Source organism: Staphylococcus sp. NRL 16/872 (assembly GCF_022815905.2).
Lineage (GTDB): Bacteria > Bacillota > Bacilli > Staphylococcales > Staphylococcaceae > Staphylococcus.
Genome location: NZ_CP119327.1, coordinates 1,399,415 through 1,416,123, shown reverse-complemented (window position 1 = coordinate 1,416,123; position 16,709 = coordinate 1,399,415). Strand labels below are relative to the sequence as shown.

The following is a 16,709-nucleotide window of genomic DNA, read 5'->3' as shown; positions in this document are numbered from 1 at the left end:
AAATCATATATGTATAAGTAAAATAAAAAAGCTCTCCATCTAATGGGAGAGCTAAACTAGTCAATGATATTTCTGTAAGCCATGTTCTGTACCGTTGTACTCATAACGTACACTAGTTGTACTGGTACTCTGGTGGTAACCATCTGTCTACAAATCTTTATTATACGAATAAAGACGTCTCGTTTATACGTTGAATTCCGCTAAACAAGTGCTCCTACCTAATTTGGATTGCTCACTCGAGGGGTTTACCGCGTTCCACCTTTTATATTTCTATAAAAGCTACGTCACTGTGGCACTTTCAAACTAATCTAGCCATATCTAAAGACTTAGGCTATTTCGTTGCCGTCAAATTAATGCCTTGATTTATTGTTTCATCAAGCACGAACACTACAGTCATCTCAGACTGTGTGAGCATGGACTTTCCTCTATATTACTATAGCGATTACCCAAAATATCACTTTTGAGATTATAACACATATTTAAAAACTATAACAGATATTTTTTACTTTTAAAACATACTAACAATATCGCTAGCATTTACAATAATTAATTATTAAATGATTATTTTCCAAAAACAGCTTTTTCAAGATTAGAAATTCTTTTTAAAATATCTACATTATTAGATGAAGTAGAATTATTTGAAGAGAAAGATTTATTATCAGTAGATCTTGATGTTGCTACTCTTAATCTTAAATCTTCTACTTCTTTTCTAAGTTTATTGTTTTCTTCAGATAATTTAACTACTTCATTATTTAAGTCAGCCATTTTTTGATAGTCAGTGATAATATCGTCTAAAAAAGCATCAACTTCTTCACGGCGATAACCTCGAGCCATCGTTTTTTCGAAGTCTTTTTCATAAATATCTTTTGCTGAAAGCTTTAAAGAAACATCTGCCATTTTTTCCACCTCATTCGAAACTTTGATCTTGTTCCCACTGTAAATCATTTATAAAAGCAGTGAGTTCATCAAATGCAACAATATCACAAGTATAGTTTGTTTTATCCATAAAATCAACTAACATCCTTTTGAAGAATTTAGGGCTCCCCTCTTGTTCTTCATCGTATATTAGTAACGTCATATCTGTATGATTTAGCATAAATTGATCAGTTTGTTTAAATTGATAAGGCCCTTCATACTCGGTATGATGGACACTTTCAAGAAAGTCAGCTTTTTCTGCAATATTATTATACTTCGATTGGTTTAGTTCATTCCACTTTGAAGTATGTCCATAAAATGGTGTAATAATACCAAGTTTTAAAGCAGGATAAGTTTGTTTTAACTCAAGGACAACTTCTGCTGTCCAAAGTTCAATACCAATTTGCCCTTGAATTAATACCCATTCAAGCCCCTCCTCAATATATTGCAATAATTTATGTTTGATAAATGCTTTTAGATATTTAACTTCTGGCATCTCATCTTTAAATATGTTTAATTCGAAAGATTTATATCCTGTCACGTATAGCGTCTTCAAAGTATATATCACTCTATTCTTTAGTATATTCAAGTAAATAATTCAAATCGTAATTAACAGCTTTAAATTTTTCAATGAAAAGTTTTCTACTTGTTCTATGAAAATGACAATCCACCGATAATTCTTTAATATTGTTAAAAAGTAATTTGAGCTTTTTCTCATTCATATAAGGTAATAAAAGAATATTATCCTGATATTGATTTAATTTATTCAATATATCATCTATATGTTGAACGTAAGGCTTTACTGTCTGATAAAAATTAAAATCTTCACCTGTTGTTTTAGCTTCATTATAATGTTTCTCAATATACTGGAGTTCTATCAATAGATCTTTTACAACTTTTTCCATGAAGATGCCTCCTACACTGAAATAATGTATCATAATTCATACATACCGTCATGTAGTATAAGTCTATAAAAATTTAAAGTTTTATACTACATATTTTATCACCCGCTCGTTACAAATTCAGACACATATTGTTTTAACTGTTAAAGCACGTTAAAATAAAGTAGGTTAATAATGAGAATTCGTTATTATCTAATTTAGTTTGTTGAATAGTAAGTGACATAGATTGTACTTTGTTAATTAAATAAGTTCTTCAATTTATTATACTTTTCTATAAGCAAACTAGCGTGGTGAATACTATGAATTATCCTAATGGGAAACCTTTCAAGGAAAATAAGACTAAGGTCGGAAGTCATTCACGTTCATCCTTTAGTAAGATAGAGTATGGTGGACGAGGGATGTCCCTTGAAAAAGATATTGAATTATCAAACGATTATTATTTAGTACATGGAAAGGCTGTTATACATAAAAAACCTACGCCAGTTCAAATCGTTAATGTTCATTATCCCAAACGAAGTAAAGCCGTAATTAACGAAGCTTACTTTCGTACTCCTTCTACAACTGATTATAATGGTGTTTATGAAGGCTATTATATTGATTTTGAAGCAAAGGAAACTAAAAATAAAACTTCCTTTCCTTTGAATAATATTCATGATCATCAAGTTGAACATATGAAGAATACATTTCTTCAGAAAGGAATTGTATTTTTAATAATAAGGTTCAAAATGCTTGATGAAGTATATCTTTTGCCTTTTTCTAAATTCGAACCTTTTTGGAAAAAATATAAAAATGAAATAAAAAAATCAATAACAGTTGAAGAAATAAGAAAAAATAGTTACTATATTCCTTATCAGTATCAACCAAGATTAGATTACCTCAAGGCTGTTGATAAGTTGATATTAGATGAAAGTGAGGACCGCGTATGACGGAAAATAAAGGATCTTCTCAACCTCGTAAAGGGAAAAATGGGAAATCCAAAGAAAAAAAGAATAGAAATGTTAAACGAACGATTATCAAGATTATAGGCTTTTTATTAATTGCCTTTTTCATTTTAGTTCTACTGGGTATTTTATTATTTGCATATTATGCTTGGAAAGCACCAGCATTTACTGAATCTAAATTACAAGACCCTAAACCTGCCGAGATATATGATAAAAACGGCGAATTGGTTAAAAAATTAGATAATGGTGCTAGAAGAGAACATGTTGATTTAAATGATGTGCCTAAAAATATGAGAAATGCCGTTTTAGCAACTGAAGATAACCGTTTCTATGACCATGGTGCCTTAGACTATAAACGTTTATTTGGGGCTGTTGGTAAGAACTTGACTGGTGGATTTGGTTCACAAGGTGCCTCTACGTTAACACAACAAGTTGTTAAACGTTCATTCCTTACTGAGAAAAAATCTATCGGACGTAAAGCTCAAGAAGCATATTTATCCTATCGTTTAGAACAAGAATACAGTAAAGATGAAATCTTCCAAATGTATTTGAATAAAATCTATTACTCAGATGGGGTTTATGGTGTTAAAGCTGCGGCTAAATACTATTTCAACAAAGATTTGAAAGATTTAAATTTAGCTGAATCAGCATACTTAGCTGGTTTACCTCAAGTTCCAAACCTTTATAATATTTATGATAATCCTAAAGAAGCGGAAAGTCGTAAAGAAACTGTTTTATACTTAATGCATTATCATAATAGAATTACTGATAAACAGTGGCAAGAAGCTAAAAAGACTTCATTAGAAGATAACTTAGTAAAACGTTCTAATAAAGAGCGTCAAGTGGGTTCAACTAATGAAGATCCAGAATACGATTCTTATGTTAACTTTGTTAAAGCTGAATTAATGAACAATAAACATTTCAAAAATAAAAATTTAAGTGATTTATTACAAAGTGGTATTAAAATCTATACTGATATGGATAAAAATGTTCAAAAAACATTACAAGATCGTATTAATAACGGTAATTACTATAAAAACGATGATCAACAAGTTGGTGCAACAATTCTTGATAGTAAAACCGGTGGCATTGTAGCGATTTCTGGTGGACGTAACTATAAAGATGTAGTTGACCGAAATTCTGCAACGGATGCTCACTTAACTGGTTCATCATTAAAACCATTCTTAGCATATGGTCCAGCAATTGAAAATATGCAATGGGCAACAAATCATGCTATTCAAGATGAATCAAGTTATCAAATAGACGGCGGTACATTCCGAAACTATGATAGTCAAGGACATGGTAAAGTATCTGCTTATGACGCATTAAGACAAAGTTTCAACATTCCTGCGTTAAAAACTTGGCAAGCAGCACAATCTAACGGTGGCAAAGATTCTGTAAAAGATTTTGCTTCTAAAGTTGGTTTAGATTACCAAAATGACCTTGGACCATCTGATGTCTTAGGTGGTGGCGCTTCAGAATTCTCACCTACTCAATTAGCATCAGCATTTGCTTCAATTGCTAATGGTGGTACTTATAACAATGCGCATTCTATTCAAAAAGTTGTTACTGATGATGGTGACACTGTTGAATTTGATCATACTAGCCATAAAGCTATGAAAGACTACACATCTTATATGTTAGCTGAAATGTTAACTGGTACGTTTAAACCTTATGGTTCTGCTTATGGTCATGGCGTTTCAGGAGTTACAATGGGCGCTAAAACTGGTACGAGCACGTACGGTTCAGAAATAAATCAACAATACAACTTACCAGATAATGCAGCAAAAGACGTATGGATTAACGGTTTCACACCTAAATATACAATGTCTATTTGGATGGGCTTCAGCCAAATTAAAGAAGGTGGCGTTAACTCATTCTTAGGTCACACTGAACAAGAATATCCTCAATTCTTATATGAAGATGTTATGTCAGATATTACTTCAAATGATGATGGTGACTTCAAAAAACCTGATTCAGTTGTTGGCTCTAATGCAGATGATCTATCTGTAAGTGGTCACCCTGATAACGACACTACTAATCGTGAAGTTTATGGTAGTAATGGCTCTAGCGATAGTTCATCTAAGAAATCAAGTTCATCAGATAACTCTTCTGGTGAGTCAAGTGATTCAAGTAATTCTGGTAATAACGGAAATAATTCATCACAACAAAATAGCACAAATACTAACAATAGTGACAACGGAAATACGCTATCAAACATTTTCCATTTCAATAGATAATCGTATATAGTTTATAATTCATTGTTAGTAAGTTAAATAGCTATTCAAAAAGGCTGGGCACATTGCCCAGCCTTTTTTGCATATAATTAAAAATTATATTTTTAACGTTTTTTTCTAATTTGATATGAAGCATTCATTTTAATCAGTTCAACTTTTAATGTCTTCATTTGACTATAACCCATAAAATGATATTTTCTGGCTAACATATAATTATAGCGTTCTTCAAAATTCATAGGTACTACTGGATAACTTTCAAGATTATGAAAATCTATCTCCTCTACTTCATTAATTTGTTTAAAGAAATCAATGATTAATGCAAAGTATTGATCGATTACCGGTTTAGCTTCAGTTGAATTAAGCGCCCTTTTACTTGCAAATTGATCCAGCTGTTCTTCTAAAAGTTCAAAATCATGTTTAGTAATCATAGTATCAAGCTTCCTTTTAATTATGCTTTCATTCGTTTCTGTCCTTCTCTACAGTCCTCTAATAATGGGCAAATCTCACACTTTGGTTTGCGTGAAATACAATGGTAACGTCCAAAAAAGATGAGTTGGTGATGACTTTTACTCCATCTCTCTTTTGGAATAATGCTACATAATCTATCTTCAACTTGAGTTACGTTATCTTTCCATCTATTAATCCCTAATCGTTTAGAAACACGTTCTACATGAGTATCCACGGCTAATGAGGGTTCACCAAACGCTACACTCATCACTACATTTGCTGTTTTTCGCCCTACACCTGCTAGGCTTTCAAGTTCTTTATGAGTGTGTGGTACTTCTCCTTCAAACTTTTCAAGTAATGATTCGCATAATTTTTTAATATTCTTAGATTTATTGCGATATAAGCCAATTGAACGAATGTCTTCTTGTAGCTCTTCTATATCTACTTTCACATAATCTTCTGGAGTTTTATATTTTTTGAAAAGTGAACGCGTAACTTTATTAACTAAATTATCAGTACACTGAGCTGATAACAAAACAGCGATAGTGAGTTCAAATGCATTGTCATGTTTTAATTCACATTCTGCGTCAGGAAACATATCAGCTATTACATCTATCATTTCAAGTGCTTTTTTCTTACTTATCATCTAAATTCTCTCCGTTTAACCAATCAAATTTCGGTACATGTTTTACAGTATGTGTCATTTTAGGTTTATTAAATCGCTCTCTTATTTTTTTGGAGTCATCTATAGTTGTAACATTATTTTTTTTCCAGTTTAATAAGATACGATCTACATATTTAAAACTCAATTTGTCATGACTATATGCTTCGTCAAGCGCTGCGCGAATAAGTGAGAAATCATGTTGATCTACATCAATCCATTGGTTTAATGTTTCAATTTCATATGGGGATAAGGGTCTAGCAAATAATTGTTCTATATATTGAAATAAATCTTTAAATTGCTGTTGAGAATTAGATTGTTTATTATCGACTTCATCTTGCGCTAAAACATGACTGAATTTATCGTAAAAGCCATCTAAATTCATATATTCTGTAAATTTACCTTCTTCATCTTTTTTAACTTGAAGTTCTAACAAATCTCGTTGAATTAGATTTTGAATGATAGAAGTTATTTCTCTAGGCTCCATGGTTGAACCCTTTTTTAAAAAATCGATAGAAGGCTGTTTATTAGAAGTTTCTGAGGCATAAATCAGTTTAATCAAAATGATTAAATCTTTCTCGGACATGCCTAATTCTGAATAATGATCTAGAAGCTCACGTCTCACAACGACAGGTCGTGTTTTAAGTTGAAGTTTGTCCAAGTTAAGTGCCTCCTTTTTTTAGGTTGAAAAAGCGTCCAGTCAAAAAGAAATGACTGGACGACATTCATATATTTGTTTCTAATTAAAAATAGCTTATGGATATAATCGATTTAATAAACGTGGGAATGGAGATGTTTCTCTTACGTGTTCCACGCCTGAAATCCAAGCTACAGTACGTTCTAAACCTAATCCGAAACCACTGTGTGGCACACTACCATAGCGACGTAAATCTAAATAATAGCTATAGCTTTCTTCGTCTAATTGATGTTCATTGATACGTTGTTCTAATAATTCTAAATCATTGATACGTTCTGAACCACCAATGATTTCACCATACCCTTCTGGGGCAATTAAGTCTGCACATAACACAGTGTCTTCATTCTCAGGATTTGGTTGCATATAGAAAGGTTTAATCTTAGTTGGGTAGTTCGTAATAAATACTGGTAAATCATAATGATTAGCAATTGCCGTTTCATGAGGCGCACCAAAGTCTTCGCCCCATTCAATGTCTTCAAATCCTTCTTCTTTTAAGAATTTGATAGCATCATCATAAGAAATTCGTGGGAATGGTGTTGCCACCTTTTCCAATTTAGTTGTATCTCTATCTAATGCTTTTAATTCTAATTTACAGTTTTTAAGTACTGATTGAACGATATGAGCCACATATTGTTCTTGTACTTCTAAGCTTTCTGCATGATTAGTAAATGCCATTTCAGGTTCAATCATCCAGAATTCGATTAAATGACGACGTGTTTTAGATTTTTCTGCTCTAAAAGTAGGACCAAATGAGAATACACGGCCATGTGCCATTGCTGCAGCTTCCATGTAAAGTTGTCCACTTTGTGATAAGAAAGCATCCTCATCAAAATATTTAGTATGGAATAGCTCACTTGTACCCTCAGGTGCACTTGCAGTTAAAATTGGTGGGTCAATTTTAGTGAAGCCATTTTCATTAAAGAATTCATAAGTTGCTCTAATGATTTCATTTCTGATTTTCATTACAGCATGTTGTTTTTTAGAACGTAACCATAAGTGACGGTGATCCATTAAGAATTCAGTACCATGATTCTTAGGTGTGATTGGATAGTCATGTGCTTCGTGAATGACTTCAATTGATTTCACTTGCATTTCATATCCTAAATCTGAGCGATTATCCTCAGTAATGACGCCTGTAACGTATAATGATGATTCCTGAGTGATGTCTTTAGCAAGTTTGAATGTGTCTTCATCAACTTCTGATTTGACAACTACCCCTTGCATAAAGCCACTGCCATCACGTAATTGTAAGAATGCAATTTTACCGCTAGAGCGTTTGTTTGTTAACCAAGCACCAATAGTTACTTCTTCGTTAAGATGCTGTTTAGCTTGTTTTATAGTTGTTTTCATAACTAATCTCCTAATTGAAATTTCTATTTATACAATCCTTTACTATTTTAACAAAATAGATAGTGAAGTTCTACCACATGGCTAGTTTGCATTAAGAATATTCTTGTTTGATTATTTATTTTTATCTACATCTCGTTGAATTTTTTGCAACAATTTACTGAACTGTTGTATGTCCCCTTTTTTCTGAACATAATTCTCCAATGTTTGAGCAAAGAAAGATTTGTAATTACTATTAACAAGGCGATCATCAAATGACACAATAAGCCCCTTATCATCCTCTTTACGGATTAAACGTCCTAGACCTTGTCTAAAACGGGTAACGGCATCTGGTAAAACATAATCTTTAAACGTAGAATCAAATTCTGAATCCATTAACCAATGTTTCGTGTTGTATTTATTCATGAATGGTAATTTAGCTATCATTACACATTTAATGCCATTAGACTGGTAGTCAAATCCTTCAAAGAAAGTAGAAGTTCCTAGAAGAATAGATTTATCGAAATTATTAAATTGTTGCACTATTTTATAGTTTTGGTTCTGTTGTTGAGTCAAAATAACGTAATCTTCAAAGGTTGGTAATTCATTTAATAGCTCTTGAACCATATACATCATGCGATAACTTGTAAAGAGAACGAGACACTTGGATTCTGTAATAGAAACATACTCTTCAAGATAATCCACTATTGACGCTACATAGTCATCAATATTTTTATAATTATAAGATGCTACATCGCTCGGTATATAGATATTTGTGTTCTTTTTATTAGTTAAGATTGACTGTACTTCGTAAGTATTAAAATGGATATCTTCATTAAACCAATTTTTAAATGCGCCAAATGAATGAATAAATGTTAACGTACCTGAAATAAATGTTAAAGAATTAAATTTATCTAGTACTTGTGTTGTGAGCACGTCTTTAACGTCATAATCTTTTACAATTAAACGAATAGTTGATTTTTGAGATATATTTTTAATAGAAATATAAGCAGTATGATTATTTTTTAAACTTTGCTCAATATTTCTGTAACTGTCATTAATATACAATAATTGTTTGCGAATGGATTTAATCGTTTTATGATTCATGCCATTGAAAAATTCTAACGTTTTATTAATCTTGTCTACAATAGAATGTAAGTCTTTAAGAATTTGTGATTTGTCGAAATCAAATACATAATGATAACGATGCACGTCATCATCGTGAATTTCAGAATTTTGTATGATTTTAAAGATATTATTAAATAAAATTTCATTTAAATCATGAATATCTGTAATGTTACTTTTTAGGCCAAATACATCTATTGGCGCAATATCTAATCGTTCTAAAATACGTTGTTGTTCAAGTTGATCAACGGCTTTTAACAATTTTTCGTTTTCATTTTTACCTATTAATCCCAATTGATATTTCAAGTCTGAATAATTAAGTTCATTCGTAACTTGGTTAAGTGCATAGTCAGGTAAACGATGAGCTTCATCTATAATACAATCGTCAAATAATTGGTAGATTGAATTCTCTTGATCAGAATGTATTAAATGTGCGTGATTTGTTATACCAATTTGTATGTTTTGGGCATTGCGTTTGATGTAATTATAGTAATGAATATCGTGTCTTACGGGCACATACGTTTCCACTTTTTGCTCAAAATACATTTTTTGGCCACCTTTAAGGTTCAATTCTTGAATATCCCCTGTCTTAGTTTCAGTGATCCAAATAAGTAACTGCATTTTAAGAATATTGACTTCATAGTTAGAAGTGTCATCTTTTAAAATTTGGCTAATTAAACCTAGAGAAATATAGTCGCTTTTACTTTTAATTAACGCTGCATTAATTTTAAAATTCAAAGCGTCATTTAAACTTGGTATATCTTTTTGAAGTAATTGACTTTGAAGCAATTTCGTATTTGTTGAAATCATGACATGACGTCCTGTTTCAATGTTATACATTAAAGCTGCTAATAAATAAGCAAGCGACTTACCACTGCCTAATGGCGCTTCAATCATAGCTTTGTCACTATGCATTAATTGTTCTAATATTATTTCCGATAAATAAAGCTGTTGTGGGCGATAAGTAAGATTTAAAGCCTCGGTTACTTTTGTATAAAGTTGTTTTAATGAACCATTAAAGTTTGTGTGAGGTGCTTTTAAGTCACTTTGCTTTTTATAAATAATCTGTTCAAATTGATCAAATTGTGGATCTAATTCAGTTTGTTTATGGTGGCGAACCATTTCGAATAGTATGTTAAATAAATCATATTTAAGGTTCTTACTTAAATAATAAAGTTGTTTAAGCGTATCTATTGGAAGTTGTTCAAACTTTTTAAAGGCTTTTATCATTAAGTATGCCGTTGTCGTCGCGTCTTCATCCGCTCTATGGGCATTGGCAAGTGGAATATTATGAGAATTCGCCAATTCGCTTAGCTGATAGCTCTTATCTGTTGGGAAGACAATTTTGAACAATTCTAACGTATCTATCACTTTTTTAGGTGCGTATGTAATACCACTTTTTTCAAAGGCTTTTTTGATAAAATTAAGATCAAAATCCACATTATGCGCTACGAACACACAATCTTTTAACTGATAAAAAATTTCATCTGCAATTTCATGGAAATATGGCGCTTCTTCTAACATAGTTTCTTCGATAGAAGTTAGCGCTTGGATGAATGGCGGTATTTCTAAATCAGTACGTATCATCGAATGATATGTTCCAGATATTTTATTATCACGAACAAATGTAATACCAATTTGTATAATTTCGTCATAGTCAAGTTGATTACCGGTCGTCTCTAAATCAACTACCGCAAAACTTGTGTTAGCCATTTTTATCTCTCCTTATTCCCATGTCTTATACTTATATATCTATATCTGCGCTGATTAAGCGTCTTACTTCGTCATTCTCATCTTTCACCATTAAGAAACCATCATGATCAATATCAATCGCTTCTCCTACAAATTGGCTGTCATTCTCAGTAAATCGTAACTTACGATGCCAAATGTTTGAAGCTTCAATATATTCATCTCTAATTTCACTAAATGGGTGATTTAAAAATTGAGTATAGCGCTTTTCAATTTCATTAATTAATCTAGTTAAAAAGCGATATCTGTCTATTTTATCGTCACTATGTAAGCGAATACTTGTTGCTCTATATTCAATCTCTTTTCCGAAATCTTGTTGTTGATGATTAACATTAATGCCTATGCCACAAATAATAGCTTCAATAGCATCGTAATTCGCTACCATTTCAGTTAAAAAGCCACATACTTTCTTATCATTAATATAAATATCATTTGGCCATTTAATTGCTACTTTATCATTAGAGAACGCTTGAATTGCATCTCTAATGCCTAGTGCAATAAATAAATTGAATTTCGGAATCATTGAAAACGGCACATTAGGTCTTAAAACTAATGACATCCATAAACCTTTGCCCTTTGATGATGCCCAATTACGATTAAATCTACCACGACCTTGCGTTTGTTCTTCACTAAGTATCATCATTGAATCTTCATGATCAACCAAAGTTTGCTTAGCAATCGTTTGTGTTGATTCAACTGAATCATACACTTTTATGGTAGAAATGAGATTTTGCTCTTCTAATAAACTAGATACAATGCCACTATACCATTGATTTGGCAATGCATTTAATTTATGACCTTTTTGATTAATCGATTTAATATCGAAACCATCTAATTTCAATTGATCAATAATTTTTTTAACTGCAGCTCTAGAAATTTGTAATTGATCAGCAATGTATTGTCCTGAAATATATTCAGATTGGTTTTTATATAGCATTGCAATAACGTCTTGACTATATTTTGACATTGTCATCCACCCACTTCAAAATTTCATCTTTGGTATTTTGAACTTTACCAGTCACAATGGTACATTCAATGTTGCGAAGTATCTCTTTTAACCATGGTCCACTTTTCTTTTGAAAATGATTTAACAAATCGTCACCATTAACATTCATTTCTTTACGAGTTTGTATAGGAAGTTGGTTCGATATTCCATTAATTACTTGTGCATTAACAATTATAGGTGAAGCGGTTGCTAAATCATTAGCTTGAAGTATAGATTGAATGCTAAGAATATCTAGTATATTTGTCTTACCATAATCATACACGCATAGTTTCAAATCTTCTTTACTATTTATTTGAGGTAATGCTGTCATTATTTTTGAATAAAGTTGTATATCTGACTTTTCTTTATTACTAATTTTTATTTTTGATAATGTCGTTTGAGGCTGACATTTTGTCACAATGATAGCTAACCACATTTCAAAACTAATAGGCGTATCTATTTTTACTTTAGTCATATCGATGTCTTTGAAAAAAGGAACATGTGTAAATAGGCCTAATTTTAATAAATTATTATAACTTTCTTCAACATTTTGACCACTTATTAATTTCTTCAATTCAACTACGATACGTTCTATCGATAAGTGTTCTATATCAGCAATTTGCTCTTGCATAGCAATATAAGTAAGTTTATCTATTGTAAATGCTAATTGAGATTGAAAACGTAGTCCTCTAAGAATGCGTAAAGCGTCTTCACTAAAACGCTCTTGAGCATTACCAACTGTTCGAATAAGACGATGTTTGATGTCATCTTGACCTTCAAAATAATCATATAGCTTATAATTTTTATCCATAGCGATAGCATTAATTGTAAAGTCACGACGTTGCACGTCTTTATATAAATCACGAACGAAATAAACTTCACTTGGTCTACGATGATCTACATAGTCTGATTCTGCTCTAAAAGTAGTCACTTCATAGTTATCACCTTGATAAACTACATTGACTGTCCCATGTTCTCTACCAATCGGAATCGTATGGTCAAACATATCTTCTATTTCATCAGGTGTGGCGCTTGTTGTGATATCAATATCATGAACTGCTCTATCCATAATATAATCTCTTACAGAACCACCAACAAAGTAAGCTTCAAAACCATTTTTTTCAATTGTATCTAAAATAGGCAATGCCTTTTCAAATAATTCAAGTCCCATATTACGCCTCTTCTTTATTTAGCATTTTTTTATAATAATATTCGTATTGATCTGTAATTAAATCTGAAGCAAAGCGTTCTTCAATATCCTTAAGCATGTTAGATTGTAACTTTTTATAAAGTTCTGGATTAGTTAGCAATTCTAAAGCGTAATGACTAGCACTTTCACTATCGCCAATGTCCACAATGAAACCTGTTTCTTCATGTTTGATAACTTCTTTAATACCACCAGCATTAGAACCAATAGGCACTACACCTGTTTTCATCGCTTCAAGTAATGTCAGACCAAAGCTTTCTTTTTCGCTTAATAATAATACTAAATCTGACATTTGATAAAATTCACTTACTTGATCTTGTTTTCCTAAAAATAAGACAAACTCTTCTATATCAAGTTCTCTTGCTTTTTTTCGCATATCAAGTAGTTCAGGTCCATCACCTAATAAAATAAGTTTGCTTGGTAACTTTGCATGGACTCTAGCAAACGTTTCTAATATCGTATCTATACGTTTTACCCTTCTGAAGTTAGATACATGAATTAATACCTTTTCTTCAGGTTTAATACCATACATTTCTTTAAGTTTTGTTTCATGACGTGTTGGGAATTCATTTTCACGAACAAAATTATAAATAGGTACAATTTCTTTCTCAGTTTCAATAATATCTTTAGTTTGTTTCGCTAATGAATGGCTTACGCTCGTCACAATATCGCTTTGTTCAATACCAAATTTAATGGCGCCTTTAAGTGAATGATCATAGCCCAGAACTGTTATATCTGTGCCATGTAATGTGGTCATTATTTTAACATCTCTACCTGACATTTGACGTGCTAGAATACCGCATACGGCATGGGGCACTGCGTAATGCATATGTAGAATATCTAAATCATACTCTTTGATAACATCAGAAATCTTTGTACTTAACGTAATGTCATATGGAGGATATTGAAAAACAGCGTATTGATTAACTTCAACTTGGTGGAATCTAATATTTGGTAAGGGTTTACGAATTCTAAATGGAATATTTGAAGTAATAAAGTGAACCTCATGCCCTCTTTCAGCCATTTTAATCCCTAATTCGGTCGCGATAATCCCGGAACCACCCATTGAAGGGTAACAAGTTATACCTATTTTCATAAGGCAATTCCCATCCTTTCTATTTATATCGTTTATTTACGTTCGAAACGATCTTTATCTCGTGTATTAAACTTTTGCATGGTTTCATTAAAACTTTCAGTCATATCAATATCTAATGAGTTGGCGATGCAAAGTAATACGAATAAATTATCACCAAGTTCTGCTTTGATTGTATTTTCTGCTTCGGAGTCTTTCTTTTTCTTTTCACCATGATAATGATTAATTTCTCTAGCTAATTCGCCTACTTCTTCCGTTAAACGAGCAAGGTTAGCTAAAGGAGAGAAATATCCTGCCTTAAATTGTCCAATATAGTCATCAACTTCGTTTTGCATATCTTTCATTGATTTCATAACTAAACTCCTTTGCAAATGATTCTAATATAGTATATATCATATTAAACAATCATGCATTTTATGAATATGGAAAACGCCATTTAATTTTACAATAAAAAAACTGGCACTCACTCATATAAGTAAGTACCAGCTTATAGAAAAATATTTAGTTATTATCGCTTGCTTTTGCCATTAAGATAACTCTTACAAGTTCAGCAACAGCTGTCGCAGTTGCTGCAACATATGTCATAGCGGCAGCAGATAATACTTTTTTCGCATGTTTATATTCTTTTTCATTCACAATATTTAAAGCAGTAATTTGTTTCATTGCTCTTGAACTTGCATCGAATTCAACAGGTAATGTAACAATAGAGAAAAGGACTGCTAGTGATAATAATCCAGCGCCAATCCATAATGCTGTTGAACCAAATACACTGCCCATTGCTGTTAAGATAACACCTAGCATTACAATCATGTAGCTAAGTGAACTACCTAAGTTTGCTAAAGGCACTAATGCTGTTCTGAAACGTAAGAAAGCATAACCTTGAGCATGTTGGATAGCGTGTCCAACTTCATGGGCTGCAATAGCTGTACCAGCTACTGATGGTCTATCAAAGTTTGCAGGAGATAAACAAACAACTTTTTTATTAGGATCATAGTGGTCGGTTAAAAAGCCTTCACCTTTCACGACATCTACATCATAAATACCATTAGCATGTAGAATCTCTTCGGCTACTTCGCGACCTGTTTTACCACTTGTTGATCTAACTTGTGAATATTTCTCATAATTTGATTTAACTTTGTGTTGCGCCCACATTGGAATGAGCATAATAATGACGATATAAATTATATAAGACACAATTGACAATAATTCCACTCTCCTTTACTAACATTTTACTGGCTATTGCCTTTATAATCAAATAATTTAAACTTTGGTACAAATTGTAAATAATAATACAACATGTTGGCTAGAATACTTAATATAAATGCGATATATCCTACCAAGGCTATATGAGTAGCAATAAAATTATAATATGGATATTTGCCAAGAACATAGTCGATGTAATCGTTATTAAATATCCATATTATAGATATAAATAACCCATGCATTGTAATAGTAAATCTGGGATAGAAATATAAAGCCTCTATAGCCATGATGCCGTGACTCATAATAAGAAAGACATTCATAATCGTTATATCATGGGCATAAGTAATCATTATTACATTCATAATGACAGCCCACAATCCGTATTTAAATAAAGTAACAAATGCTAATGCTTCTATTATTGAATTTTGTTTATTGAAAATGATCCCTATGATAGCTACACATAAAAGTAACGAAGCTAGCTATTGGACTATCTGGTACAAAAGGAAAAAAATACCATGGCGTTTTAACTAGTTGGTCACCATACCAGATAAAGCCATATATCGTTCCACATGAATTACAAATGAGTAAAAATATCAAACAAGTACGATGAAAAAGTGTTAACTCCCAAAATTGTTTTAAAGTAAGCATACATAATTAATCCTTTGATGATAGATAGTGATGTCGTGCTTTTAAATTATTTAGAATTTGTGTTAATTGATAAAATTGCTCTCGGTCATTCATTTGTAAACTTAAATCGATATTCATTTGTAATTGCTCTAATAAAGAATTTTCCTTATAAGTATCTAGTATAAGATTATAGATATTTTCTAAATAAGATGAATAGTGCGTTGAATGAATTAACTGTTGAATAATTAAGTCATTCAACTTAGAATCTGGAAAGTGTGCCTCATCAAAATGAATTAAAATATCGAAAGAAATAGTCTGATTGGTAATATAAGTAAAGATTTCATTAGTATTAATTAGAATTCGATTATTTTTCGTTAATTTTATGGCCGAAGCATTGGCGTTTTTAAGGCCTATTTCAAGTGTCATATGATCTGCAATTCTGTGATTGACGAAATGAATATTTTGTAAGTTCTTGGGTGATGCTTTTAAAAAGTTTAACAGCCATACGCTAATTCGTGATTTAAAATGATAATGAAACAAAGCATATTCAATATAGCTTTGTTTCATATTAGTAAGAGTATGTTCCAAGAGGAT

16 protein-coding genes, 1 other RNA gene and 1 pseudogene are annotated in these 16,709 nt (G+C 31.7%); 2 read left to right on the top strand and 16 right to left on the bottom strand.

Annotation, left to right across the window (positions count from 1 at the left end):
* Positions 1–70: 70 nt before the first annotated feature.
* The 4 genes from rnpB to MT340_RS07130 all read right to left on the bottom strand — a co-directional run bounded on the left by rnpB (position 71) and on the right by MT340_RS07130 (position 1,820).
* An RNA gene (gene rnpB / locus MT340_RS07145) (RNase P RNA component class B) lies at positions 71–454 on the bottom strand.
* Positions 455–561: 107 nt separating this feature from the next.
* A complete protein-coding gene (gpsB, locus tag MT340_RS07140; RefSeq protein WP_243589353.1) occupies positions 562–897 on the bottom strand; it encodes a cell division regulator GpsB in 336 nt (111 codons plus the stop codon).
* A 10-nt stretch (positions 898–907) separates the two neighbouring features.
* A complete protein-coding gene (locus MT340_RS07135) occupies positions 908–1,471 on the bottom strand; it encodes an SLOG family protein (RefSeq protein WP_272106545.1) in 564 nt (187 codons plus the stop codon).
* A gap of 13 nt (positions 1,472–1,484) precedes the next feature.
* A complete protein-coding gene (locus MT340_RS07130; RefSeq protein ID WP_243589352.1) occupies positions 1,485–1,820 on the bottom strand; it encodes a DUF1798 family protein in 336 nt (111 codons plus the stop codon).
* 296 nt (positions 1,821–2,116) lie between these two features.
* On the opposite strand from MT340_RS07130, the gene recU reads away from it, so the two are divergent.
* Both recU and MT340_RS07120 read left to right on the top strand, forming a co-directional pair.
* On the top strand, positions 2,117–2,743 hold the full coding sequence (gene recU, locus MT340_RS07125; RefSeq protein ID WP_243589351.1) for a Holliday junction resolvase RecU: 627 nt from the start codon (positions 2,117–2,119) through the stop codon (positions 2,741–2,743).
* A complete protein-coding gene (locus tag MT340_RS07120; RefSeq protein WP_243589350.1) occupies positions 2,740–4,998 on the top strand; it encodes a transglycosylase domain-containing protein in 2,259 nt (752 codons plus the stop codon). Before recU ends, MT340_RS07120 begins: the two co-directional genes overlap by 4 nt.
* 101 nt (positions 4,999–5,099) lie before the next feature.
* On the opposite strand, the gene MT340_RS07115 is transcribed toward MT340_RS07120, so the two are convergent.
* The 12 genes and pseudogenes from MT340_RS07115 to MT340_RS07060 all read right to left on the bottom strand — a co-directional run bounded on the left by MT340_RS07115 (position 5,100) and on the right by MT340_RS07060 (position 16,703).
* Complete coding sequence (locus MT340_RS07115) at positions 5,100–5,423, bottom strand: YpoC family protein (RefSeq protein ID WP_243589349.1); 324 nt, start codon at positions 5,421–5,423, stop codon at positions 5,100–5,102.
* A 20-nt stretch (positions 5,424–5,443) separates the two neighbouring features.
* Positions 5,444–6,088 (bottom strand): endonuclease III, encoded by a 645-nt coding sequence (gene nth, locus MT340_RS07110; RefSeq protein ID WP_243589348.1) that lies wholly within the window; start codon positions 6,086–6,088, stop codon positions 5,444–5,446.
* Entirely contained in the window at positions 6,078–6,764 is a 687-nt protein-coding gene (locus MT340_RS07105; protein WP_243589347.1) for a DnaD domain-containing protein, read from the bottom strand. Before MT340_RS07105 ends, nth begins: the two co-directional genes overlap by 11 nt.
* A 93-nt stretch (positions 6,765–6,857) precedes the next feature.
* Entirely contained in the window at positions 6,858–8,150 is a 1,293-nt protein-coding gene (gene asnS, locus MT340_RS07100; protein ID WP_243589346.1) for an asparagine--tRNA ligase, read from the bottom strand.
* Between the two features lie 111 nt (positions 8,151–8,261).
* Positions 8,262–10,964, bottom strand: a complete 2,703-nt coding sequence (locus MT340_RS07095) for a helicase C-terminal domain-containing protein (protein WP_243603710.1) — start codon at positions 10,962–10,964, stop codon at positions 8,262–8,264.
* Between the two features lie 31 nt (positions 10,965–10,995).
* The gene (locus tag MT340_RS07090; RefSeq protein ID WP_243589344.1) at positions 10,996–11,967 is read right to left on the bottom strand and encodes a biotin--[acetyl-CoA-carboxylase] ligase; all 972 of its coding nucleotides are present in this window, start codon (positions 11,965–11,967) and stop codon (positions 10,996–10,998) included.
* Complete coding sequence (locus tag MT340_RS07085; RefSeq protein WP_243603709.1) at positions 11,954–13,156, bottom strand: CCA tRNA nucleotidyltransferase; 1,203 nt, start codon at positions 13,154–13,156, stop codon at positions 11,954–11,956. The genes MT340_RS07090 and MT340_RS07085 overlap by 14 nt, the downstream gene beginning before the upstream one ends.
* 1 nt (position 13,157) lies before the next feature.
* A complete protein-coding gene (bshA, locus tag MT340_RS07080; protein WP_243603708.1) occupies positions 13,158–14,288 on the bottom strand; it encodes an N-acetyl-alpha-D-glucosaminyl L-malate synthase BshA in 1,131 nt (376 codons plus the stop codon).
* 32 nt (positions 14,289–14,320) lie between these two features.
* Positions 14,321–14,638 (bottom strand): nucleotide pyrophosphohydrolase, encoded by a 318-nt coding sequence (locus MT340_RS07075; RefSeq protein ID WP_243589342.1) that lies wholly within the window; start codon positions 14,636–14,638, stop codon positions 14,321–14,323.
* Between the two features lie 148 nt (positions 14,639–14,786).
* A complete protein-coding gene (locus tag MT340_RS07070; protein WP_243589341.1) occupies positions 14,787–15,488 on the bottom strand; it encodes a zinc metallopeptidase in 702 nt (233 codons plus the stop codon).
* A 26-nt stretch (positions 15,489–15,514) separates the two neighbouring features.
* Positions 15,515–16,136: pseudogene (locus MT340_RS07065) on the bottom strand (DUF1405 domain-containing protein).
* 6 nt (positions 16,137–16,142) lie between these two features.
* Entirely contained in the window at positions 16,143–16,703 is a 561-nt protein-coding gene (locus MT340_RS07060) for a YpiB family protein (RefSeq protein ID WP_243589339.1), read from the bottom strand.
* Between the last annotated feature and the right edge of the window lie 6 nt (positions 16,704–16,709).